The organism is Streptomyces sp. NPDC002232 (assembly GCF_042890295.1).
Lineage (GTDB): Bacteria > Actinomycetota > Actinomycetes > Streptomycetales > Streptomycetaceae > Streptomyces.
This window is the reverse complement of the sequence record NZ_JBIARV010000002.1, coordinates 509524-531728: the sequence shown is the minus strand read 5'-3', so window position 1 is coordinate 531728 and position 22205 is coordinate 509524. Positions and strand designations below refer to the sequence as shown.

Annotated in this window: 18 protein-coding genes and 2 pseudogenes; 11 read left to right on the top strand and 9 right to left on the bottom strand. The window is 71.3% G+C overall.

Features of this window, described 5'->3' with window-relative positions:
* Positions 1-39: 39 nt before the first annotated feature.
* From ACFYXU_RS09110 to ACFYXU_RS09095, 4 genes are all read left to right on the top strand, one after another.
* Positions 40-1662, top strand: a complete 1623-nt coding sequence (locus tag ACFYXU_RS09110) for an MFS transporter (protein WP_389457055.1) — start codon at positions 40-42, stop codon at positions 1660-1662.
* Between the two features lie 616 nt (positions 1663-2278).
* Positions 2279-2905 (top strand): TetR/AcrR family transcriptional regulator, encoded by a 627-nt coding sequence (locus ACFYXU_RS09105; RefSeq protein WP_329855564.1) that lies wholly within the window; start codon positions 2279-2281, stop codon positions 2903-2905.
* Between the two features lie 242 nt (positions 2906-3147).
* Entirely contained in the window at positions 3148-4170 is a 1023-nt protein-coding gene (locus tag ACFYXU_RS09100; protein WP_389457053.1) for an endonuclease/exonuclease/phosphatase family protein, read from the top strand.
* Positions 4171-4253: 83 nt separating this feature from the next.
* A complete protein-coding gene (locus ACFYXU_RS09095) occupies positions 4254-5486 on the top strand; it encodes an MFS transporter (protein ID WP_376514893.1) in 1233 nt (410 codons plus the stop codon).
* Here ACFYXU_RS09095 and ACFYXU_RS09090 read toward each other — a convergent pair.
* Positions 5452-7212, bottom strand: coding sequence for an NAD+ synthase (locus ACFYXU_RS09090; RefSeq protein WP_389408193.1), 1761 nt, complete (start codon positions 7210-7212; stop codon positions 5452-5454). The genes ACFYXU_RS09095 and ACFYXU_RS09090 overlap by 35 nt on opposite strands.
* Positions 7213-7414: 202 nt before the next feature.
* Here ACFYXU_RS09090 and ACFYXU_RS09085 point away from each other — a divergent pair, with 202 nt between their 5' ends.
* Positions 7415-8200: a DUF998 domain-containing protein gene (locus tag ACFYXU_RS09085; RefSeq protein WP_389457051.1), complete on the top strand. Its 786-nt coding sequence runs from the start codon at positions 7415-7417 to the stop codon at positions 8198-8200.
* Positions 8197-9006, top strand: a complete 810-nt coding sequence (locus ACFYXU_RS09080) for an alpha/beta fold hydrolase (RefSeq protein WP_389457049.1) — start codon at positions 8197-8199, stop codon at positions 9004-9006. The genes ACFYXU_RS09085 and ACFYXU_RS09080 overlap by 4 nt, the downstream gene beginning before the upstream one ends.
* Here the strand turns inward: ACFYXU_RS09080 and ACFYXU_RS09075 are convergent.
* From ACFYXU_RS09075 to ACFYXU_RS09060, 4 genes are all read right to left on the bottom strand, one after another.
* The gene (locus ACFYXU_RS09075) at positions 8991-9410 is read right to left on the bottom strand and encodes a CBS domain-containing protein (RefSeq protein ID WP_329855570.1); all 420 of its coding nucleotides are present in this window, start codon (positions 9408-9410) and stop codon (positions 8991-8993) included. The two genes, ACFYXU_RS09080 and ACFYXU_RS09075, sit on opposite strands and share 16 nt — an antisense overlap.
* 126 nt (positions 9411-9536) lie before the next feature.
* Positions 9537-10166 (bottom strand): DUF305 domain-containing protein, encoded by a 630-nt coding sequence (locus ACFYXU_RS09070; RefSeq protein WP_389457047.1) that lies wholly within the window; start codon positions 10164-10166, stop codon positions 9537-9539.
* On the bottom strand, positions 10163-10840 hold the full coding sequence (locus tag ACFYXU_RS09065; RefSeq protein ID WP_376514883.1) for a DUF3105 domain-containing protein: 678 nt from the start codon (positions 10838-10840) through the stop codon (positions 10163-10165). Before ACFYXU_RS09065 ends, ACFYXU_RS09070 begins: the two co-directional genes overlap by 4 nt.
* 91 nt (positions 10841-10931) lie before the next feature.
* A complete protein-coding gene (locus ACFYXU_RS09060; RefSeq protein ID WP_376514880.1) occupies positions 10932-11312 on the bottom strand; it encodes a hypothetical protein in 381 nt (126 codons plus the stop codon).
* Positions 11313-11605: 293 nt separating this feature from the next.
* Here ACFYXU_RS09060 and ACFYXU_RS09055 point away from each other — a divergent pair, with 293 nt between their 5' ends.
* The gene (locus tag ACFYXU_RS09055; protein ID WP_093876415.1) at positions 11606-12967 is read left to right on the top strand and encodes a glutamine synthetase family protein; all 1362 of its coding nucleotides are present in this window, start codon (positions 11606-11608) and stop codon (positions 12965-12967) included.
* A 75-nt stretch (positions 12968-13042) separates the two neighbouring features.
* Here the strand turns inward: ACFYXU_RS09055 and ACFYXU_RS09050 are convergent.
* Both ACFYXU_RS09050 and ACFYXU_RS09045 read right to left on the bottom strand, forming a co-directional pair.
* Positions 13043-13684 (bottom strand): annotated as a pseudogene (locus ACFYXU_RS09050) (site-specific integrase); the annotation flags it as partial.
* A gap of 490 nt (positions 13685-14174) precedes the next feature.
* Positions 14175-15230 carry a DNA cytosine methyltransferase gene (locus ACFYXU_RS09045; protein ID WP_389457044.1) on the bottom strand — a complete coding sequence of 352 codons (1056 nt, stop codon included), beginning with the start codon at positions 15228-15230 and terminating at the stop codon, positions 14175-14177.
* 236 nt (positions 15231-15466) lie between these two features.
* Here ACFYXU_RS09045 and ACFYXU_RS09040 point away from each other — a divergent pair, with 236 nt between their 5' ends.
* The 4 genes and pseudogenes from ACFYXU_RS09040 (at position 15467) to ACFYXU_RS09025 (ending at position 19655) form a co-directional block, all read left to right on the top strand.
* The gene (locus tag ACFYXU_RS09040; RefSeq protein WP_389457042.1) at positions 15467-17458 is read left to right on the top strand and encodes an ATP-binding protein; all 1992 of its coding nucleotides are present in this window, start codon (positions 15467-15469) and stop codon (positions 17456-17458) included.
* A 616-nt stretch (positions 17459-18074) separates the two neighbouring features.
* Positions 18075-18161 (top strand): annotated as a pseudogene (locus ACFYXU_RS09035) (glutamine synthetase); the annotation flags it as partial.
* 182 nt (positions 18162-18343) lie between these two features.
* The gene (locus tag ACFYXU_RS09030; protein ID WP_389457040.1) at positions 18344-18832 is read left to right on the top strand and encodes a GNAT family N-acetyltransferase; all 489 of its coding nucleotides are present in this window, start codon (positions 18344-18346) and stop codon (positions 18830-18832) included.
* A gap of 133 nt (positions 18833-18965) precedes the next feature.
* The gene (locus tag ACFYXU_RS09025; protein WP_389408198.1) at positions 18966-19655 is read left to right on the top strand and encodes a histone deacetylase; all 690 of its coding nucleotides are present in this window, start codon (positions 18966-18968) and stop codon (positions 19653-19655) included.
* Here the strand turns inward: ACFYXU_RS09025 and ACFYXU_RS09020 are convergent.
* Together ACFYXU_RS09020 and ACFYXU_RS09015 are read right to left on the bottom strand one after the other, a co-directional pair.
* Positions 19582-20013 carry a VOC family protein gene (locus ACFYXU_RS09020; RefSeq protein WP_389457038.1) on the bottom strand — a complete coding sequence of 144 codons (432 nt, stop codon included), beginning with the start codon at positions 20011-20013 and terminating at the stop codon, positions 19582-19584. The genes ACFYXU_RS09025 and ACFYXU_RS09020 overlap by 74 nt on opposite strands.
* Positions 20014-20061: 48 nt before the next feature.
* Entirely contained in the window at positions 20062-22113 is a 2052-nt protein-coding gene (locus ACFYXU_RS09015) for a PIG-L family deacetylase (RefSeq protein WP_389457036.1), read from the bottom strand.
* Between the last annotated feature and the right edge of the window lie 92 nt (positions 22114-22205).

The following is a 22205-nucleotide window of genomic DNA, read 5'->3' as shown; positions in this document are numbered from 1 at the left end:
GAGACGGTCTCGTATCGAAATGCCCCTAGGGTGGTGCTCATGTCACAACCGTCCACCGCACCCGCCGCACCCGCCGGGCCCCGCGTCCCCGAGGCCGTCCACCGGCGCCGCTGGGCCGTCCTCGGCGTCCTCATGCTCAGCCTGCTGATCGTCGTCCTCGACAACTCGATCCTGAACGTCGCCGTCAAGACGATCGCGGCGCCCGCGCCCATCGGCATCGGAGCCACCCAGAGCGAGCTGGAGTGGTCCATCAACTCCTACACGCTCGTCTTCGCCGGACTCCTCTTCACCTCCGGTCTCCTCGGCGACCGGCTCGGCCGCAAGAAGGTGCTGCTCTTCGGCATCACCGTCTTCGGCATCGGCTCCGCCCTCGCCGCCCTCTCCGGCTCCCCGGGCGAGCTCATCGCCTACCGGGCCGTCATGGGCCTCGGCGCCGCCTTCGTGATGCCCGCGACGCTCGCCGTCCTCATGAACGTCTTCGAGCGCGACGAGCAGCCCAAGGCCATCGGCATCTGGGCCGGCAGCGTCGGCCTCGCCATCGCGATCGGCCCCATCACCGGCGGCATCCTCCTGGAGCACTTCTGGTGGGGGTCGATCTTCCTGGTCAACGTGCCGGTGGTGCTCCTCGCCCTGGCCCTCATGATCTGGCTCGTGCCCGACTCCCGGGACCCGAACCCCGGCCGGGTCGACATACCCGGCGTGCTGCTCTCGGTCGTCGGACTCGTCCTCCTCGTGTACGGGATCATCCACGGCGGCGAGCTGGCCAGCTTCACCGACGTCACCGTCCTCGGCCCGGTCCTCGGCGGCCTCGCCGTCCTCGTCGGCTTCGTCCTGCACGAGCGGCGCAGCGACCACCCGGCCATCGACATGTCGTACTTCAGGAAGCCCGCGTTCTCGGCGGCCGTCGCCGCGATCGCGCTCGTCTTCTTCGCCCTCATGGGCGTCACCTTCTTCTCCGCCTTCTACCTCCAGAGCGTGCGCGGCTACAGCGCGCTGGAGTCCGGGCTGCTGATCCTGCCGCTCGCCGTCGCGCAGATGGTCTTCGCGCCCCGGGCGCGGCTCGTCGTCGAACGCTTCGGCGCGCGGGCCGTCTGCACCGTCGGCATGCTGCTCGTCGCCCTCGGCCTCGCGGCCTTCTCGCTCTTCGGCGCGACCACCCCGGTCTGGGTCCTGGAGGTCGTCTTCTTCCTCCAGGGCGCGGGCATGGCGCACATCATGCCGCCGGTCACCGTCGCGATCATGCAGGCGCTGCCGCGCGAGAAGGCGGGCTCCGGCTCCGCGATCAACAACACATTCCGGCAGGTCGGCGGCGCGCTCGGAGTGGCCGTCCTCGGCTCGGTGCTCTCCTCCACCTACCGGGGCGAGATCGAGGGCCACCTGGGCCAGGTCCCGGCGGCCCTGCGCGAGACGGCGGGCGAGTCCGTCGAGGCGACGCTCGCGATCGCGGAGAAGCTCGGCCCGGCGGGCAAGGGCCTGGTCGGCCCCGCGTACACGGCCTTCCTGGACGCGATGCACGTCACGGCGCTCGCCTCGGCGGGGATCGCGCTGGCGGGCGCGGCGGTGGTGGCGGCGTTCCTGCCGGGCCGAGCGGCCCCTGCGGGGCCCGGCGCGGCCCCTGCGCCGACGCCGACGGAGGCCCGCGCCTCGACGCCTACGCGCTAGCGCGTCCGCAGGGGGGGCGGGACGGCACCGGGAGCCCCGCGCCCTGGCGGGGCGGCGCCTCGACGGGGCGGTGTCGGGAGCCCTGCGCCCCGGGCGGGGCGGTGCGGCCACCGCGTGGGCCTGGCCCCTGCGGGCCCGCGCCGCTCGTTGCGGGCCTTCGCCCGCGTCCGCCGTGGGCCCATCGCCCCGCCCGGTGCGGGCCGCGCCCGCGTGGGCCCGAGCCCGGCGGGGCGCTCGCCCGCTGCCGTGTGGGCAATCGTCCCGCTGGGGCGGGACGGGTGGGCACACGGGACGGCGCCCCCTAGCGGCGCCTCCGCGTTCTGCGCCTGAACCCGCACTACGCGTGGCGGCACCCGGAAGGTGCGGGTCGGGGCGCAGAGGCCTCCCGCGCCGGCAAGGGCGCCGTTCCGTTGTGCCCACCCGTTCCGCCCCTTGCGGAACGCCTGCCCACAACGGCGGGGGCGCCGCCCACAACGGGCGGGGCGCGGGCCCACGACGGGGGCCGCGGGGGCACCACGCGCGGCGGGGCGCGGGCCCGCGCCCGGCGGGGCGGAGGGGGCCCGTGCGGGAGAATCGGGGGACGGCAACGCAACACGGACCAAGAGACGGAGCGCACGTGTCCCTCCCCGAACCCCAGGCCGACGCCCCCGCGCCGGAGGCGATCCGGCGGGGGCGGCCGCGCTCCGAGGCCGTCGAGCAGTCGATCTTCGACGCGGTCGTCGGCCTCCTGGAGGACGGCGTCCCGCTCGCCGACCTGTCCATCGAGCGGATCGCCCGCACCGCCGGGGTCGGCAAGGCCACCATCTACCGCCGCTGGCCCGGCAAGGAGGAGCTCTTCGTCGAGGTGCTCCGCTCCGTGGAGCCCTCGGACCCGGTGCTGCCCGGCACCTCCGTCCGGGAGGACATCGTCGTGCTCCTGGAGGCGCTGCGCCAGCGCGGCGTCGCCAAGCGGTCCTCCGCGCTGCTCCACAACGTGTACGCCCAGATGCAGCTCTACCCCAAGCTGTGGACCGCGTACCAGCGCACCGTCGTCGACCCCCGCCGCAACCTCGGCCTGGAGGCCGTACGGCGCGGCATGGAGCGCGGCGAGATCCGCGACGACCTCGACGTCGAGCTGGTGAACGACCTCTTCATCGGCCCCCTGCTGCTCCGTACCGTCATCCGGCCCGGATCCACCCTGGAACCGGGGCTCGCCGAGCAGGTCGTCGACACCCTCATGGAGGGCCTGCGCCCCCGTACCTGACGGAGACGCGCGCCGCGACCCGCCGCCCCGCACCCGGCGGAAGCGGGCGCCGCCGCCCCGACCCGTACGAATGTGCGCGTTCTGTCACAGCCTCCCCGCCCGTGCCACCTGCAGGAACCCGCCACGCGCCCGTGTCGTCCCTGGGGGAGTACGAGGGACCCGTCATCGCCTAGTGTCGATGTCGGGTCACCGAGCGGGACAGCGGTACGGCAAGGCAGCAAGGCAGCAGTGAGGACAGTGCGATGGCGCGGGTGGACATGACGGAGACCGACCACGGCGGCACGGGGGGCGGGCGCCCCGGGTCACGGTTCCGGACCGCGCTCGACGGACTCCGCCACGACCGGGGGATCTGGCGCCGGGGCATCCTGCTCGCCGCCACCGCCGTGGCGCTCACCCTGCTCATGGTCTTCCACTCCGACATCCCCAACCGGATCGGCAACCTGGGCAGCCTCACCGAGACGTTCCTGCCCTGGATCGGCCTCTTCGTGCCGCTCCTCCTCGTGCTCGCCCTCGTGCGGCGCTCCGCCACCGCGCTGATCGCCCTGGTGCTGCCGGCCGCGGTCTGGCTCAACCTCTTCGGCGGCCTCGTCGCCGACAAGTCCGCCCCGGGCGGCGACCTGACCGTCGCCACCCACAACGTGAACGCCGACAACCCCGACCCCGAGGGCACCGCCCGCTCCCTCGCGGCCTCCGGCGCCGACGTGCTCGCCCTGGAGGAGCTGAAGGGCGACATGGTCCCGGTCTACGAGAAAGGCCTCGCCGAGGCCTACCCGTACCACTCGGTCCAGGGCACGGTCGGGCTCTGGAGCAAGCTCCCGCTGCGCGCCGCGCAGCCCGTCGACATCCACATGGGCTGGACCCGCGCCATGCGCGCCTCCGTCGTCACCCCCCGGGGCGAGGTGGCCGTCTACGTCGCCCACCTGCCCTCCGTCCGGGTCAAGCTGAACGCGGGCTTCACCGCCGGCCAGCGCGACTCCAGCGCCGACGCCCTCGGCGAGGCCATCGCCGACGACCGCCACGAGCGGATCGTGCTGCTCGGCGACCTCAACGGCACCATGAACGACCGCGCGCTCAACGGCGTCACCTCGCAACTGCGCTCCACCCAGGGCGCGGCGGGCGACGGCTTCGGCTTCAGCTGGCCCGCGTCCTTCCCGATGGCCCGCATCGACCAGATCATGGTCAAGGGCGTCGAGCCGATGTCCTCCTGGGCGCTGCCGGAGACGGACAGCGACCACCTCCCGATCGCCGCCCGTGTGAAGCTCTGAAACCCGGCCGTCGCCTTCCGGAAGAAAACGTCTGAGACGATTTGTTTCGTCCAAGAACTAATCACCCCGGAAAGGCCCCCACCATGCCCCTGGCGCTGCTCGCGCTCGCCGTCTCCGCCTTCGGCATCGGCACCACCGAGTTCGTGATGATGGGCCTGCTCCCGCAGGTCGCCGACGACCTCGGCACCTCCGTCCCCACCGCCGGGTACCTCGTCTCCGCGTACGCGATCGGGGTGGTCGTCGGCGCCCCGCTGCTCACCGCCCTCGGCTCCCGGATCCCGCGCAAGCGGATGCTCCTCCTGCTGATGGCGCTCTTCACCGTCGGCAACCTCGCCTCCGCGCTCGCCCCCGGCTTCGGCTGGCTCGTCGCCGGCCGGGTCCTCGCCGGCCTCCCGCACGGCGCGTTCTTCGGCCTCGGCGCCGTCGTCGCCGCGCGGCTGGTGCGCGAGGACCGGCAGGCGCGGGCGGTCGCCACGATGTTCCTCGGCCTCACCGTCGCCAACATCCTCGGCGTACCGGCCGCGACGCTGCTCGGCCAGCACCTGGGCTGGCGGGCCACCTTCCTCGTGGTCTCCGTCATCGGCCTGCTCGCCGTCGCCGCGCTCGCCCGCCTCGTCCCGCACCTGCCCGTGGACGGACGGCAGGGCCTCGGCCGCGAGGTGCGCGCCCTCGGCCGCTCCCAGGTGCTGCTCGGCCTGCTCACGGCCGTCTTCGGCTTCGCGGGGGTCTTCGCGGTCTACTCGTACCTCGCCTCGATGACGACCGAGGTGATGGGCTTCGGCGACTCCACCGTCACGGTCGTCCTGGCCCTCTTCGGCCTCGGGATGACCGGCGGTGCGCTCGCCGCGGGCCCGCTGACCGACCGGGCGCTGCGCCCCACGCTCTACGGCTCGCTCGCGGCCCTCGTCCTCGCCCTGGTGGCCTTCCGCTTCACCGTCCACGTGCCCTGGCTCGCCCTGGTCACGGTCGTCGTGCTCGGCGCGGTCGGCTTCATGACGACCACCCCGCTCCAGATGCTGGTCATGAACAAGGCGAAGGACGCCCCGACGCTCGCCTCCGCCTCCAACCACTCCGCCTTCAACCTGGCCAACGCGGGCGGCGCCTGGGCCGGCGGGGCCGCCGTCGCGGCCGGCTGGGGCTGGACCTCACCGGCGCTGGTCGGCGCGGGCCTCACGGCGGTGGGCCTGGCGGTCGCCGCGGTGGCGGGGCTCCTCGACCGCGACCGGGGCGGGGCGGAGGGGGCCTCGCGCGTCGTCGCGGGAAGCCCCCTCGGCACCGACGTCAGCCCGACGGCGTCTCCCGCCAGCCGTTCGTGATCGGCAGCCGCCGGTCCTTGCCGAAGCCCTTCGCCGAGATCTTGGTGCCCGGCGGGTACTGGCGCCGCTTGTACTCCGCCCGGTCCACCATCCGCAGCGTCCGCGTCACCAGCTCCTCGTCGAACCCGGCCGCCACGATGGCGTCGAGGCCCTGGTCCCGGTCCACGTACAGCGCGAGGACCGCGTCCAGGACCTCGTAGTCGGGCAGCGAGTCCGTGTCGACCTGGCCCGGCCGCAGCTCGGCGCTGGGCGGCTTGCTGATCGAGCTCTCCGGGATCGGCGGGGTCTGGCCGCGCTCCTCGGCCGCCCGGTTGCGCCAGCGCGCGAGCCGGAAGACGTCCGACTTGTAGACGTCCTTGATGGGACCGAAGGCGCCGACGGAGTCGCCGTACAGCGTCGAGTACCCGACCGCGAGCTCCGACTTGTTGCCCGGCGCGAGGACGATGTGGCCCTCCTGGTTGGAGAGCGCCATCAGCGTCGTGCCGCGCAGCCGCGACTGGAGGTTCTCCTCGGCGAGCCCGGTGAGCCCGAGCGCCCCCATGTACGCGTCGAACATCGGCTCGATCGACACCGTCCGGAAGTGCAGCCCCGTCCGGCGGGCCAGTTCGGCCGCGTCGCCGCGCGAGTGGTCGGAGGAGTACTTGGAGGGCATCGACACGCCGTACACCTGGTCCGCGCCGAGCGCGTCGCAGGCGATCGACGCGACGAGCGCCGAGTCGATGCCGCCGGACAGGCCGATCAGGACCGAGCGGAAGCCGTTCTTCGCGACGTACGCCCGCAGCCCGATCACCAGCGCCGAGTACACCTCCTCGTCGTCGTCGAGCCGGTGCGCGTAGCCGCCCGCCAGCTCCGGCTCGTACGCGGGCAGCGGCTCCCCGGAGAGCACCACCCGGTCGATCCGCAGCCCGTCGTCCACCAGGCCCTCGGGCGCGTCCGCCGCGGCCGCCGGCAGCTCCAGGTCGAGGATCACGCTGCCCTCGACGAACTGCGGGGCCCGCGCGATCACTTCACCGGCCGCGTCCACGACGATCGAGTCGCCGTCGAAGACCAGCTCGTCCTGACCGCCCGTCATCGCCAGGTAGGCGGTGACGCACCCGGCCTCCTGGGCCCGCTTGCGGACCAGCTCCAGCCGGGTGTCGTCCTTCTCCCGCTCGTACGGCGAGGCGTTGACCGACAGCAGCAGCCCGGCCCCGGCGCTGCGCGCCGCCGGCACCCTGCCGCCGTCCTGCCAGAGGTCCTCGCAGATCGCCAGGGCCACGTCCACGCCGTGGACGCGGACCACCGGCAGGGTGTCGCCCGGCACGAAGTAGCGGTACTCGTCGAAGACGCCGTAGTTCGGCAGGTGGTGCTTGGCGAAGCGCAGCACCACCTCGCCGCCGTACAGCACGGCGGCGGCGTTCTCCGGCGAACCGGCGGGCCTGCCGAGCCTCGGCGCGGCCCGCTCGGAGCGGTCGAGGTAGCCGACCACGACCGGCAGTTCCCCGAACCCCTCGTCCGCGAGCCGCCGGGCGAGCCCGCGCAGGGCCGCCCGGGACGCCTCGACGAAGGAGGAGCGCAGCGCGAGGTCCTCGACGGGATATCCGGTCAGCGCCATCTCGGGGAACGCGACGAGATGCGCACCCTGCCCGGCGGCGTGCCGGGTCCAGTGCACGATCGCCTCGGCGTTCCCGGCGACGTCTCCGACGGTCGAGTCGATCTGATTCAGGGCGAGGCGTAGTTGAGGCACCCGGCCAGTGTAATCGTCAGACCGACGCTATGTCCTGGGTTACCGCCACCTCGTGTCCCGGCCACCGGCAGGGGGGGCACCCGAGGCCCGTCGGTCACGGCCGCGATGACGGCCATGGGCGATGCGGCGGACCCGGCACGGCCCGCCGCGACCGGCACGGCGGCCCGGGAACCTTCCGCCGCGCCCTGACGTTCGAGCCGATATGTCCAGGAGTGTCACGCGTACGGCCGGAGTGCTGCTCGCGCTCGGCGCGCTCGCGTACACCGCCTGGCTGCTCGAAGTCCTCGTCGTGACCGGCCTCGACCCGGTCCGGACGTACGTCTCCGAGCTCGCCGCCGCCGACCAGCCCCTCGGCGGCCTCTTCCGGGCCACCGACCTCGCCGCCGGACTCCTGGTCCTCGCGGGCGCCCTGACGGGCCTCGCGGCCGGCCGCGAGGCCCGCCCACGGGGTCTCGGGGACCTCACGTCAGGCCACGAGGTCCGCCCACGGGGTCCTGGGACGGAGCCGGGTCCTCGGGCGCCGTCCCAGGACCGCCAGCCGGGGCCACGACGGCGCCCCTGGCTCCTCACCGGATGGGTCGCCCTCGCCGTCTTCGGGGCGGCCACCGCCGTCGACTCGCGGCTGCCGCTCAGCTGCGCCCCGACCGCCGACCCCGCGTGCGCGGCCCGCGAGACCGCCGGGCTCGTCCCCGCCACCCACACGGCCCACGCCGTCAGCTCCGGCCTCGCCATGACCGGCGCGCTCGTCGCCCTCGTCGCCCTGACCGTCGCCGCCCGCCGGTACGGACGGTGGCCGACGCTGGCCCGCACCGGCCCGGTCCTCGTCGCCCTGGAACTCGCCGCCACCGCCTGGACCCTGGCCGCCGTCGCCGCCTTCGAGGCCGGCCGGGGCATCTGGTCCCTCGGCGCCGGCCAGCGCCTCCAGGTCCTCCTGGTCGCCGTCTGGCTCGCCGTCCTGGCCGTCTCCCTGCTGAGGGAGGAACGGTGACCGCGTTCGTACGGATCGGGGGAGTGGCCCACCACGTGGCCGTCGACGGCTCGGGCCCCGTCTGCGTCCTGGCCGCCGGACTCGGCCTGAGCTGGTTCGACTGGGACCCGGTCGTCCCCCTCCTCGCCCCGCACCGCACGCTCGTCCGCTTCGACCGGCCCGGCCACGGCCTCTCCGCCCCGGCGGCCGAGGAGCCGACCGTCGCGGGCGAGGCCCACCGGATCGCGGCCCTCCTCGACGCGCTCGGGCTCCACGAGCCCGTCACCGTCGTCGGGCACTCGATCGCCGGGTTCCACGCCGAGGCCTTCGCCCGCCTCCACCCCGGCCGGACCGCCGCCCTGGTCCTCGTCGACTCCTCGGTGGAGGAGCGCCCCCGGCCCTCCCGTACGACCGCCGGATCCCGGGCGCTCGCCGCCGTCCTCGGGGCCGCCGGAGTGCCCGCCGCGCTCGGCCCCGCCGTCCGACGGCTGGCCGTCCGCCGCGACTCCACCCCCACCGCGCTGATCCGCCGCGTCTACGGCACCTCACGGGTGCTGCGCGGCGCCCTCCTGGAGAACGCCCGGTACGGCGCCGTCGCCGCCGGACTCCTCGCCCTGCGCGAGCGGCACCCCCTGCCGCCCGGCCTTCCCGTCACCGTCCTCGCCGCCCCCGACGGCTCCGCGCGCTGGGAGCGTCGCCAGCGCGCGCTGGCCCGGCGGCTCGGCGCCCGCTACGAGGCGGCCGGACCGTCGGGTCATCTGGTCATGCGCGACCGCCCGGACGCGGTGGCCCGGGCGGTCCTGCGGGCCGGTCAGGTGGCGGAGTAGACGCTCACGCAGAACGACTTGATCTGCTCGTCCGACAGGTGCTGGGCCAGATCGGCCTCGCTGATCATGCCGACGAGCCGCTTGTCCTCGATGACGGGGAGCCGCCGGATCTGATGCCCCTGCATCTCCTCCAGGACGGCGCCCACGTCCGCCTCCGACTCGACCCAGCGCGGGGTGCCCTGCGCCATCTCGCCGCAGGTGATCTTCGACGGGTCGTGGCCCATGGCCACACAGCCGACCACGATGTCGCGGTCCGTGAGGATCCCGCAGAGCCGTTCGTTCTCGTCGGCGATGGGCAGCGCGCCCACGTTCAGGTTGCGCATCAGCTGGGCGGCCCGGTCGAGCGTCTCGTGTGCCGGGATCCACTGGGCCCCGGGATGCATGATGTCCCTTGCCGTGGTCATGGGGTGCGTACCTTTCGTCGAGACGTCGTCGTACGAACTCCCCGAGCCCACCCATTGTCGGCGGACGGCACGGCCCCCGCGACCGCAGCGGTCACGGGGGCCGGGGGCCTCGTCCCGTCCGGCGGGTCAGCCCCCGCGCTTCTTCAGCAGGTCCGCCATCAGCGCCATCTCGGACGTCTGCGAGTCGACCATGCCCTGCGCGAGGTCCCGCTCGACGGCCACGCCGCACTTCTGGACGCAGCCCTCGGCCATGTGGACCCCGCCCCGGTGGTGCGCGGTCATGAGCTTCAGGTACAGGACCTCGGCCTTCCGCCCGCTGGCCCTCCTCAGCTCGTCCAGCTGCGCGTCCGTCGCCATGCCCGGCATCAGGGCCCCGTCCAGCGCGTCCGCGTCGGCCGACACGCCCATGCCCATCCAGGTCATCGGCTCGACACCGGACTCGTTCTTCGGCAGCCCCCACAGGTCGAGCCAGCCGAGCATCATGCCCCGCTGGTTGGCCTGCGTGTTGGCGATGTCGTACGCGAGCCGCCGGACCTCCTCGTCCTTCGTCCGGTCCCGGACGATGAACGACATCTCGACGGCCTGCTGGTGATGGACCGACATGTCCCGGGCGAAGCCGGCGTCCGCCGACGTGGAGGCCGGGCCGGCCGGGGCCTCGTCGCGGTCGGCGGAGGCGACGGTGACCGCGCCCCCGGCGAACAGCACCGCCAGCGCGACGGCGGTGACCGCCGCCCCCTGCGTACGGTTGAGCCTCACTGGCCCATCCCCGTACCGCCCTGCCCGTCCGCGCCGATGCCGCCGGTGCAGGCGGCACCCGGCTCCGGGGTCTGCGGGCCCTGCACGTACTTGGTGAAGAAGGCGTCGACGCGCGGGTCGTCCGCCCCGTCCACGGTCACCTGCTTGCCCCAGGCGGACAGCATGATCGCCCCGGACTGGTCGTCCATCGGGCTCATCAGCGAGTACTTCGTCTTGCCGACCTTGTCGGCGAGCTTCTTCACGTCGGCCTGGGACGCCTGCTTGTTGTACGTCACCCAGACGGCCCCGTGCTCCAGGGAGTGCACGGCGTTCATGTCGCCGATCTTCTTGTCGTAGACCACGCCGTCGCAGTTCATCCAGACCTGGTTGTGGTCACCGCCGACCGGCGGCTTCATGTCGTACTTCACGGCCGTGGTCACGTGGTTGCGGCCGAGCTTCTTCGCGTCCCACGACTTCTCGCCCGCGATCGGGGCCTTCGCGGCGGCCTCGGCCTTGTCCTTCTTGTCGGACTCCTTCATCAGGATGAAGGTGCCGAAGCCGACGAGACCGAGCACGACGACGGACGAGATGCCGATGGTGATCAGACGGTTCCGGCGCTCGCGTGCCTGCTCGGCGCGGCGCATCTCCTCTATTCGGGCGCGGCGTTCGGCGGTGGCGGAGCGGTTGGCGGCCATGGTGGTGTCGTCCTTCTTCGGGAGTGGGGTGGAGTTCGGGGGTGGACGTGCCGGGGTGGGGGCCCGCCTCGCGGCGGGACGCCCGGCGCCGTCACGTCCGGAGAACTTGAAGGACGTGCAGGTCCGGTGCGCGCGGCCGGGCGTCCGCGCGGAGCGCCGCCCCGTCACCGGAAGCGGGCGCGGGACGCGCCGACCCGCCCTCCGCGTGGAGCGGGGGGTCGAGCGGGGGCGCGCTGAGCACCGCGGGGGAGAGCGAGGGGTAGAGGGAGCAGCCGCCCCGGTCGTACGGGCAGATGTACTCGCCGACGGCGGTGACGGCCGCGACGGTGGCTCTGGCCTGGGCCTGGGCGGCGGGGGCCGCGCCCGTGGCCCGCTGAGCCGCCCCGTGATGGGCCCGTTCCCCGTCCGGCCCCGTCCCCAGACAGAGGAAGAGCGCGGCGAGGAGCGTCGCCGCGGCACTCACCAGTGCCATGGGACGCGCGTGCCGGGACAGGCGTTCGAGCCGTGGGGCCCCCATGGGCGCAGATCGTAGTGGGCCAGAGGCCCGTGTGGGCCGAACGGGGTACCACTCGCCACCGGCGGGCAGACATCGGAGGGGTGCGCCACCACCCCGATCCGGCCGTCCTCCCGTTACCTGAGTCACACCCGAGCAGGCAGTATGGGTGTGCAACGTGCGCGAAACCATGTGGTGGGATGCTCAGGTGCCCCCCGATGTACCGGAGGCGGTGGGAGCAGGCGGCCTGACCAGCGAGGATGGGTGTGGAAATGGACAAGCAGCAGGAATTCGTGCTCCGTACGCTCGAGGAGCGCGACATCCGCTTCGTACGTCTGTGGTTCACCGACGTGCTCGGCTTCCTGAAGTCGGTGGCCGTGGCCCCCGCGGAACTGGAGCAGGCCTTCGACGAGGGCATCGGCTTCGACGGCTCCGCGATCGAGGGCTTCGCCCGGGTGTACGAGTCGGACATGATCGCCAAGCCGGACCCGGGCACCTTCCAGATCCTGCCGTGGCGCGCCGAGGCCCCGGGCACGGCGCGGATGTTCTGCGACATCCTCATGCCCGACGGCTCGCCGTCCTTCGCGGACCCCCGGTACGTCCTCAAGCGGGCGCTGGCCAAGACCTCCGACCTCGGCTTCACCTTCTACACCCACCCCGAGATCGAGTTCTTCCTCCTGAAGGACAAGCCGCTCGACGGCACCCGGCCCACCCCCGCCGACAACTCGGGCTACTTCGACCACACCCCGCAGAACGTCGGCATGGACTTCCGCCGCCAGGCCATCACCATGCTCGAATCGATGGGCATCTCGGTGGAGTTCTCCCACCACGAGGGCGCGCCCGGCCAGCAGGAGATCGACCTGCGCTACGCGGACGCGCTGTCCACCGCGGACAACATCATGACCTTCCGCCTGGTCATGAAGCAGGTGGCGCTGGAGCAGGGCGTGCAGGCCACGTTCATGCCGAAGCCGTTCTCGGACTACCCGGGCTCGGGCATGCACACCCACCTGTCGCTCTTCGAGGGCGACCGGAACGCGTTCTACGAGTCCGGCGCGGAGTACCAGCTGTCGAAGGTGGGCCGCTCCTTCATCGCCGGCCTCCTGAAGCACGCGGGCGAGATCTCCGCCGTCACCAACCAGTGGGTCAACTCGTACAAGCGCATCTGGGGCGGCTCGTCCCGCACGGCGGGCTCGGGCGGCGAGGCCCCCTCCTACATCTGCTGGGGCCACAACAACCGCTCCGCCCTGATCCGCGTCCCCATGTACAAGCCGGGCAAGACGGGCTCCTCCCGCGTCGAGGTCCGCTCCATCGACTCGGGCGCCAACCCGTACCTGACGTACGCGGTCCTCCTCGCGGCGGGCCTCAAGGGCATCGAGGAGGGCTACGAGCTCCCGGCCGGCGCCGACGACGACGTCTGGGCCCTCTCCGACTCGGAGCGCCGCGCGATGGGCATCGAGCCGCTCCCGCAGAACCTGGGCGAGGCGATCGCCCTGATGGAGAAGAGCGAACTGGTCGCCGAGACGCTGGGCGAGCACGTCTTCGACTTCTTCCTGCGCAACAAGAAGCAGGAGTGGGAGGAGTACCGCTCCGAGGTCACCGCCTTCGAACTGCGGAAGAACCTGCCGGTGCTGTAATCGCAGGTCAGAGCGGGTAGAACCCGGTACTGACGATCAGGGCCGACGGTCGCGAACCGTCGGCCCTGAGTCGTCTCACTGCTGCTGGGCCGTCCCTGGGCCGTCGGGCGCCGAACCGGTGCCCTCGTAGAGCCCATCCACGGCCCGACGGGTCCGCCCGTCGCTGCTCGGCATGAGGTGCGTGTAGACCCGGAGCGTGAAGCCGGGGTCGCCGTGGCCCAGGTACGTGCTGAGCGCCTTGACGTTCTCGCCGGCGTCCAGGAGGACTGACGTGTAGAAGTGCCTCAGCGCGTGCATGCCGTGCTCGCGGGCCGCCTGGTGGCGCTCGCCCTCCTTCGGCTCTGGAATGACGCCGGCCTGGACGAGAGCGAACTTCCAGACGCGGGCGTTGAAGTCGGTCCGCCGCACGGCCCCGCCGCCCGTGAGAGAGAAGAACAGCCGCTTGGTGACGAGCGGCCCCTCGGGCTTCAACCACGGCAGGGATACGTCAACCGGCGGGAATTCCTTGGCATGCTCGCGGAGAACCCGAGCGACCTGTCGGGGGAGCGGCACGTCTCGCTCCTTTCCACGCTTTGGCGGGCCGAATACGAGGTGACCGTTGACGACCTTCACCTGATTGGCCACGTGCAGCCAGCCGGTGTCGAATCGGACGTGTTCCTCGGCGAGACCGAAGATCTCTCCCTGGCGGAGACCGCACCCGCCCCCGAGGTCAATCATCCGCGCACGGCGCGGGCGCGCGCCGCCTTTGCGGCGCGGCCTGCCTCCTGTCTGCGCCCCGGCTGGCGGCGCCCGGCGGCACACTGCGTGCATGCGGGACGTCACCCGCGGGCACAAGATGATGCCTCCGGCGGGGGATCGGCCGGCACCGGGATGGGGGGCGCCTTTCCCGGCTGCGGGCGCATGGGTGGCTAGGGTTGTGGGCTCCCACCCCGTCCACCGTCGACCCAGGCAGAGCCGAGCAGACGCGGTTCAGGGCGTCCAGGTCCTTCGCACAGTGGCGCGCTCCACCTGGACGCCCTGAACCGCGCCCGCTCCACGGTGTGTGGGTCGACGGCGGACGGGATGGCAGTTGGGGACGAGGTAGCTGCGGTGAGTTCGAACGGCTGGACCAGTGCGTGGGCGAAAAAACAGCCTGCCAGCCTCACGGGATGTAGCGACTAATCGACAAACGGGAATGCCCCGCCCACATTTTATCCGAGAGTGTGACTCAGCTTTTCTCCCGGCACGAACTTTTACCATCCAGGATCGCAGTGGCGATCAGCCCGAGCCCCTTGGCCATTCGTACTGGAACAGCATTCCCGATCTGCCGCTCAATTGATCCGTAATTACCGTGGAACTCGTAACTCACTGGAAAAGTCTGAAACGTAGCCGCCTCTCGAAGCGTCAACCCGCGGTTCTCGGAAGGGTGAATAAATGTTCCGCACGCAGGCGTTGTGCACCGAGTCGTCATAGTGGGAGCCGGATCATCCAACCTGACCCTGCCATACGAGGAGCTCGCGTTCCTCGAATTCAATCGCTTATGACAGTCCAACTGATGCTCTTCTGGAAGGTCGAATCGATTGCCGCCAACTGGGATAGCGGCAATACGTGCCTCAACGACAATCGAACTCTTCCGATGAACATTCAAAGGATCTCCCGCGCGAGAGTAACGCGCGAGATGTGCCAGTGCCTGCCCAGCTGTCTTCGGAGATTTTCGGAAACTAGGAGGCAACAATTCGAGAAGGTTCTTGACGGGCGCAAAGGGGACATCGTCCCTGACGGCAAAACAGATGAACCGCTTTCGACGCTGGGGAACCCCGAATGCGGCCGCGTCCAGTGTGCCCGTCTTGAGCTGGTACCCAGCCCCATCAAGCATCCGGTGCAGCTCCGGAAGGCGGCGGTCGCGAGCCAGTCCAGGGACGTTTTCGAGCAGAACAATCCTTGGCCTCATGGCCTCAACGAAGCGGTAGGTATCCAAGACCAGGTCGTTCCGCTGCTCATCAACCAGCCCCTTGGCCAGAGACGAGAACCCTTGGCATGGTGGGCACGCCTTGAGTAGATCGAGCTCCCCTGCCGCGACGCCCGACGCCGCAAGCAGCGCCCGAGGCTCTACAGTACGGACATCCTGGGCGAAGAGGGACACTTTGGGATGATTCCTGCGGTAGGTTTCGGCCGCTTCCAGGTCGTTTTCCACGGCGGCGAGCATCGCGAAGCCCGCATCCCTCAGGCCTCGCGTTGCGCCCCCCGCCCCAGCGAACAGATCCACAGCGCTGTACGTGGGCATGGCGCGATCTTAGCTCTTAAGGCCCCGGCGATGTCAGGGCGATCTTTTGACAACCCCTCAGCTGTGCTTAGCTGGCCGGACCTTGACACATCGGGGGTGGGTAAGTGACGAACGTAGGCCCAGAACAACCTGAGACCCAGGGGCTGTTCCCAGCGCTGCCGAGGCAGACGGACGGCCGCCACGACGCTCGGGCGAGGACCACGTCCGCTAGCAGCGGCAGCACCGGACCGTACCGCATGCGGATCAGCAGGCTGACGGTCGACAAGCTCGGCATCAAGCTGTACGACCGCGTTTCGGCGGTCCTCGCAGAGATCATCGCCAACGCCTACGACGCAGATGCTACGGAAGTCAATGTCCGCCTTCCGTTCGGCACTTGGCTCGCCGCGCAGCCCGGCAAGCCGGCAGTGGCGCAGTACGAAGTCACCGTCGAGGACAACGGCCATGGGATGACCTCTGAGGAGGTGAACACCCACTACTTGCTCGTTGGCTCCGACCGACGCGGACGGTTCGGTAAGGACACGTCTAAGGGCAAGGGCCGGCGAGTCATGGGGAGGAAGGGGATCGGGAAACTAGCTCCGTTCGGAATCTGCCGAACCGTGGAAGTGATCACCGCAGGAGGCGCACCGACCGAGCAGGGATACCGCGTTTCCCACATCAAGCTGCACCTTGATGCCATGATGTTCGACTCAGAGGATGATTATATTCCCGAGGTAGGACACCTCGACGGTACTTTTCGCGATGAGCACGGCACCAGCATCCGACTCAGCGATTTCAACCGCAAGCTGGTCCCCAAAGGGGAAGAACTGCATCGGCAACTCTGCGCCCGGTTTGGCATTAGGCGCGACGACTGGGATGTCGAGGTATTCAATACTCGCGAGAGCGACGCACTCCCAGGCCTTAAATCAGAGTCGTTCCGTCTTGGCGAGTTGAGTATTGACCTTCAGGAGGACACGAAGGTCACCTTCGATCGAACTCCAATTTCTCCAGAAGATTCGGATCCGCTTCCGGTTTCAGGCTGGCTAGCCTTCGCAAAGGATCCATATAAAGACGAGGTGATGGCCGGTGTCCGCATCTATGCTCGCGGAAAGATTGTCGCCACCACTCGGGACTTCGGGGCCACGTCCGGCTTCACTGGTGAGTGGAGTGTCAGGTCCTATTTGACGGGTGAGATTCATGTCGAGTGGTTGGACGAAGCCGAAGACCTAGTTCGCTCCGACCGACAAGACATCATCTGGACGTCCGACCTAGGCCAAGCCCTGCAGAGTTGGGGCTCGAAGCAGGTCAAGGATCTAGCCAAACGCGGAAGGTCCTCGGTCCAGCGGCGCACACGACAGGTCTTCGAGCAGGCTGCAGATCTCGATTCCCGACTGCTAGCAGAAGCTCCGGGTGATCCGCAGTACCGAAATTCGGTCAAGGAGGCGTTTCGCCTCCTTGTGGCTGACAGCGACCGTGAAGCGGCGTCGGATCCGCAGCGAGTCGAACGCTACCTGGAGCTATCGAAGAACATTGCACCACACAAACAACTCCTAGATACGCTGCACCAGGTATCCAAGGAGGTGGACAGCCCCCTGGATATCGTGCTGGCTCTATTCCAGAAGGCTAGAGTTGCCGAGTTCTATGCCCTTGGCCAGGTAGCCCAAGAGCGAGTAGAAGTTGTCACCAGACTCCGTCAGCTGATTTCGGATGGTACGACACTCGAACGCCCTCTCCAGGAACTCATCGAGAAGGCGCCGTGGCTGCTGGCCCCGGAATGGACTCCCCTGGGGATGAACGACGCACTCGACCGGGTTCGCAACAGCTTCGAGACGTGGTATTTTAAGAAGTCTAATCAACTCATCGCGACTAGCGCCATTCGCGACCCGGTAAAGCGTCCAGACTTCGTCCTGCTAAACGGGCCCCGCGGGACCATCTGGGTAGTCGAGATCAAGCGAATCGACTACTACTTGACGGACGACGAATTCACCAGGGCCGTCGACTATCTTGAGAGTTTGGAAGAGTTCCTCGACGATACTCCAGAGTTTGGGGCGTATTTCCCCATTCGAAGGCTCACTTTCATCGTCGACCACGTCGATCGACTAAGCCGGACTAATCGTAGGCTCCTCAAGGAGAGCCTCAACGTCGAACGCCGCAGCTGGTACGACCTACTGGAGCAGACAGACCAAGCTCATCAGGACTTCCTACGTAAAGTGGACCAGCTTCGACGCGATCCAGGGGCCCTCGACTCCTAGCCGAGAGGCGTCCAGGCCTCTTCCCTTGCCCCACGGAGCCACCGGGCCCATGGACCACCCGTGGACACAGCTCGGTGCATACGAGCCGCTTGGCCTCATGGCCTGCGAGTTTATCGGGACATGAAGCCCCTCCGGAGCCGCGTGCGTCGACGTCATCATGGTTCGTATGGAACCTGACTTCAGTGGTGCCCCGGCGCAGAGCACTCGCGTCGAGGCCGTGGCAGATGGGGCCGCGTTGGTTCACATGGGACGCAGACGCACGGATCGAGGTACGGAATCTCGGGGGAGAGGTCGTCATCGAGGCGAATACGGCGGGGCTCAAGACGCTGGCTGGGCACCTGCTGGTGTTGGCCGGTGAGGGCGTTCCTGATGGTGCGCACCTCCACCTTGAGGAGAGCAACGGGCTGGAGGATGGTTCCGTCGGATTGGTGCTGGAGCGCAACGACGAAGAGCAGTAGCGCTGTTGGAGCGGCTTACGGACAGCGGGAAGCCGGGCCGTCTCTGAGCCGTCCGGGGGCGGCCCAGGGGCACCGACACCCACCAACAATCACCGGACTTTGGGCGCTGCGAACTGGGACAACTGCAAGTGCCAGAGGCCGGCGGATAGGCTCGCCACTTCCTCCGCAACAAGAAGCAGGAGTGGGAGGAGTACCGCTCCGAGGTCACCGCCTTCGAACTGAGGAAGAACCTGCCGGTGCTGTGACGGGGAGCGCTCCGGACGCGCGCGGACGGGGTGCCCCGCCGCGCGGCCGGAGCGCTTGCCGTGCGCGGCCGGTGTGCGGGCCTCGCGACCGGGCCGCGCGTGCGGCTGATTCCGTTGCCCGGGGTCCGGGGGCCGCGGGAATTCGATTGCCCCGCGCACCGGCGCCGCCCCACACTGCGGCGGTGAAGATCGCATCCGTCGCCACCGCGCGGCTCCTGTTGCATCCGTTGAGCGTGGACGAGGCCGAGCGCGTCGTCGCCCGGGAGGCCGGGGCCGGGGACCGGTGGGGCGAGGGCTATCCCGCCGACGGGGACGTCCGGGCCAACACCGGGTTCCTGCGCGGGGTCGCCGAGCGCGGGGACCCGGGCCCCTACCGGACGTACGAGATACGGCTCGACGGCGTCGCCGTCGGCGGCATCGGCTTCCACGGGCCGCCGGACGGGATCGGGGTCGCGACCGTCGGCTACGGGCTCGTGCCCGGCGTCCGTGGCCGGGGGTACGCCTCCGAGGCGCTGCGGGCGCTCCTGGAGGTGGCCCGGCGGGCCGGCGCCGCCGGGGTGAAGGGCGACGCCGACCTGGACAACCCGGCCTCGCACCGGGTGATGGAGGCCGCCGGGATGCGGTGCGTCGCGGAGGACGACAAGCTCCGCCACTTCTACCTGGGTTTCTAGGGCGCGGCGTTCCGGCCCTGTCCGCCCCCTGCCGCGGGCACCGGACGCTGCGGGGCCGCCCTCCGGGCGACGGCGGGACCTCGACGTCACGCCTCGGCGGCGAACGGCCCCGGTCGCGCTAGCGTCGGGCCTCATGCCGGAGTCCGAGCCCCGTGTCTGGTACGCCGCCTACGGCGCCAACACCCATGTCGAGCGCCTGCGGTACTACCTGGAGGGCGGCCGCCCGCCGGAGGCCGTACGGACGTATCCCGGGTGCCGGGACCCCCGTCCGCCCGGGCGGTCCGTGCCCGTGGTGCTGCCCGGCCAGGTGTACTTCGCCACCGACTCGCCCGTGTGGGGCGGCGGGCGCGCCTTCTACGACCCGGCCGCGGACGGCACCGCGTGGGGCGTCGCCCACCTGCTGACGGCCGGCCAGTTCTCGGACGTCGCGGCCCAGGAGATGTACCGCGCGCCGGGCGCCGACCTCGACCTGAGCGGGGTCCTCGCCACCGGGCGCGGCACGCTGGGCCCCGGGCGGTACGAGACCCTCGTCTGCCCGGGACTCCTCGACGGGGTGCCCGTGCTGACGTTCACCGCCCCGTGGCCGATGCCGGGCGACGAGGGACTGCGGGCGCCGTCCGCCGCCTACCTGCGGCACCTGGCCGCGGGCCTCGGCCGGGCCGGAGCCTGGACGCACGCCGAGGTCGCCGCCCATCTCGCGGCCCGCCCCGGGGCCGCCGGGCACTGGACGGCCGGGGCGGTGGCCCGCCTCAGCGTTCCGACAGCTCCGACGGGGCCTCCTGCACCACCCAGCCGTTGCCGTCCGGATCCGCGAAGCTCATGAACGAGTTCCAGGTCCCGCCCTTGCCGTCCTCCCAGCCCGCCGCGCCGACGTGCATCACCGGCGAGACGCCGACACCCCGGGCGGCGAGCGCCTCCCGGGCCGCTTCGATGTCCGTGACGCAGAGCTGGAGCCCCTGTAGACCGCCCGGAGCCATCCCCTTCGTCCCGGGCATCTGCGGCATCCCGCTGATCATCGCGATCGAGCAGCGCGAGCCGGGAGGTGTCGCCTGGACGATGCGCACGCCGGGCGCCACCTCGCTGTCGAGGTCGATCCGGAAACCGCACTTCTCGCCGTAGAACTCCTTCGCCCGGTCCAGGTCGCTGACGGGGACCGTGACGACTTCCAGCGTGATGTCCATGGGGACCACGGTCCCGTACGGGACCGGGCCGCGCACGTGGACACGCGGTCAGCGGCCCGCCGGAGTCCAGTGCAGCCGGCCGTCGAGACCGATCGCCGCCACCCCGTCGGTCCCGGCGTCCGGGGCCCCGGAGAAGAGGAACCGCTCCAGCGACCACACCGGGCGGGTCCCCGCCCGGCCGTGCGGGGCCGTCGCCAGGAAGCCGGTGCGGGAGCGGACCGCGAGCGGGCCGTCGCCGCCGCTCACCGGGCCGAAGCCCGCGACCCCGGCACCGGACAGCTCCGTGACGGGGGAGACCGGGCCGGCCCCGGAGAAGTCGGCGCTGCGCAGGTCGCCGGAGGCCGGCTTGCGGAACCAGAGCCGCACGCCGTCGCCGTCCGGCGCCGCGCTCGCGCTCAGCGCGAGGGTCGTCGGCGGCAGCCCGGTCGGCGACGGCCCGGTCAGCGTCCTGGCCTGGCCGGGGACCCGCCCCGACCAGGCCAGGACGCTGACCGGGGTGCTGGCGAAGACGTAGCCCCGGCCGCTCGCGTCCGTCGCCGCCACCGGGTCGCCGTAGACCTCCGTGCCGCCCAGCGACCGCCACGGGCCCCAGGTGCCGTCGGAGAGCTGCTCGCGGGCCGTCAGCCGGTGCCGGCTGTCCCGCAGGACGACGGTGGCCCGGCCGTCGGGCGCCACCGTCACGGCGGGGGCGCTGATGTCCGAGGTCCCCTCGGCGTCGCTCCGCTCGGGCGTGCCGAGCGGGCGCCAGGCGCCGAACACTCCGCCCGGGGCGGCCTGGACGGTGGTGACGACCTCGCGGCGGTAGCCGGCCGCGCCGTCGCCGAGCACCGTCCGGGTGCCGAAGACGGCGATGCGGCCGTCCGGCAGGGTCACGGAGGTGACCCCGCTGTCGAGGCCCGCGCCGGGCAGCAGGTCCGGGCCGCGCCAGGTCACGGAGCCGGCCGCCTTCCGCCAGGTCGCGAGGTGCCCGTCGAGGACCGAGAAGGCGTACAGCCCGCCGTCGGGGCCGTGCTGGACCCAGGAGGTGGAGGTGCCCCGGGCGTAGCGGACGGTCTGTGTCCAGCCCCGCCCGCCGGGCCGCGCGGCCACCTTCAGGTCGCCGCAGCCCGCGACGGTCCCGCAGTCGCGGACCCCGTCCAGCCACGAGTAGGTCTCCAGGGTCTTCAGCTTCGCTCCGGCCGTCTCGGGGTCGAGGGTGTGCGGCAGGGCGCTGGTCGGGTAGCCGAGGTAGTTCTGCACGCCGACGTGCGGGTGCCCCGGCAGCCGCGCGTACCGGGCGAGCGCGGTCTGCGCGAACCGCGCCCCGAAGAGGTGGTCCTGGTGGTCCCGGAACGCCCCGCCGTCGGGGTACGTGCCGGGGCTCGGGTCCTGCATCCGTACGAAGGTCGGCCGGAACCGCTCCAGGATCCCGGTCAGCGTCGCGACGACCTGGTCCCTCGTGTAGGCGAAGTCCGCGGGGACCGGGGTGCCGGCGGAGCGCTGCGACTCCAGGGTGGTGACCCGGCCCGTCCAGAGGCCGTGGAGACTGTGCGGCCGGTCGCCGTTGATGGCGCCGGCCTCGCGTATCTGCAACCACATCAGCTTGACCTGCGGCTCGGCGCGCAGGGTGTCCAGCTCGGCCCACCCGCCGCCCGCCGTGGGTATCGCCTCCCGGTCCCAGGCGCTGGTCCGGCTGCCGGTCGCCATCTCCGCGTACGCCGCGCGTATGCCGTTCTGCCGCGCCTCGGCGTAGCCCGCCTTGTCGGTCGGGGCCGCGGCGGCGTCCCGGGGGCGCGCGTTGACGCCGTCGGACTCGCCCGCGGTGAGGTAGACCGAGGTGAGGGGGCTGCCGGAGCGCAGGGACTGGGACACGTCCGGGTTCATGAAGAACAGGTCGTCGTCCGGATGGGCCACGATCTGCACCACGGACGTGGGGGAGACCGCGGCCCGGACCGGGGCCCTCTTCGCGGGGGTCTCGGGTGCCGGCGGGGGAGCGGCCGGCGCCTTCGCCGTCGCCGCCGTCACCGAGAGGAGCCCGGCGAAGGTGCCGCCGACCAGGGCGGTCGCGACGGCCGCCGTGAGGATGCTGCGGCGGGAGGGACGGCGGGGGCGGACAGGCATGATCGGCGGCGCTTTCACTGACGGACGGGGCGGGGCGGTCCCCCGCGGAGGGGGCGCGGCGAGGGCCGCGCACAGGGAGACGGACCCTCCAG

Excerpts from the sequence above, each read along its gene's own strand:
- ACFYXU_RS09085 (WP_389457051.1), top strand. The coding sequence starts at position 7,415 with ATGTCCAGGAGTGTCACGCGTACGGCCGGAGTGCTGCTCGCGCTCGGC.
- ACFYXU_RS09110 (WP_389457055.1), top strand. The coding sequence starts at position 40 with ATGTCACAACCGTCCACCGCACCCGCCGCACCCGCCGGGCCCCGCGTC.
- ACFYXU_RS09015 (WP_389457036.1), bottom strand. The coding sequence starts at position 22,113 with ATGCCTGTCCGCCCCCGCCGTCCCTCCCGCCGCAGCATCCTCACGGCG.
- ACFYXU_RS09055 (WP_093876415.1), top strand. The coding sequence starts at position 11,606 with ATGGACAAGCAGCAGGAATTCGTGCTCCGTACGCTCGAGGAGCGCGAC.
- ACFYXU_RS09025 (WP_389408198.1), top strand. The coding sequence starts at position 18,966 with ATGCCGGAGTCCGAGCCCCGTGTCTGGTACGCCGCCTACGGCGCCAAC.
- ACFYXU_RS09065 (WP_376514883.1), bottom strand. The coding sequence starts at position 10,840 with ATGGCCGCCAACCGCTCCGCCACCGCCGAACGCCGCGCCCGAATAGAG.
- ACFYXU_RS09075 (WP_329855570.1), bottom strand. The coding sequence starts at position 9,410 with ATGACCACGGCAAGGGACATCATGCATCCCGGGGCCCAGTGGATCCCG.
- ACFYXU_RS09045 (WP_389457044.1), bottom strand. The coding sequence starts at position 15,230 with ATGCCCACGTACAGCGCTGTGGATCTGTTCGCTGGGGCGGGGGGCGCA.
- ACFYXU_RS09040 (WP_389457042.1), top strand. The coding sequence starts at position 15,467 with ATGCGGATCAGCAGGCTGACGGTCGACAAGCTCGGCATCAAGCTGTAC.
- ACFYXU_RS09100 (WP_389457053.1), top strand. The coding sequence starts at position 3,148 with ATGGCGCGGGTGGACATGACGGAGACCGACCACGGCGGCACGGGGGGC.
- ACFYXU_RS09020 (WP_389457038.1), bottom strand. The coding sequence starts at position 20,013 with ATGGACATCACGCTGGAAGTCGTCACGGTCCCCGTCAGCGACCTGGAC.
- ACFYXU_RS09060 (WP_376514880.1), bottom strand. The coding sequence starts at position 11,312 with ATGGCACTGGTGAGTGCCGCGGCGACGCTCCTCGCCGCGCTCTTCCTC.
- ACFYXU_RS09095 (WP_376514893.1), top strand. The coding sequence starts at position 4,254 with ATGCCCCTGGCGCTGCTCGCGCTCGCCGTCTCCGCCTTCGGCATCGGC.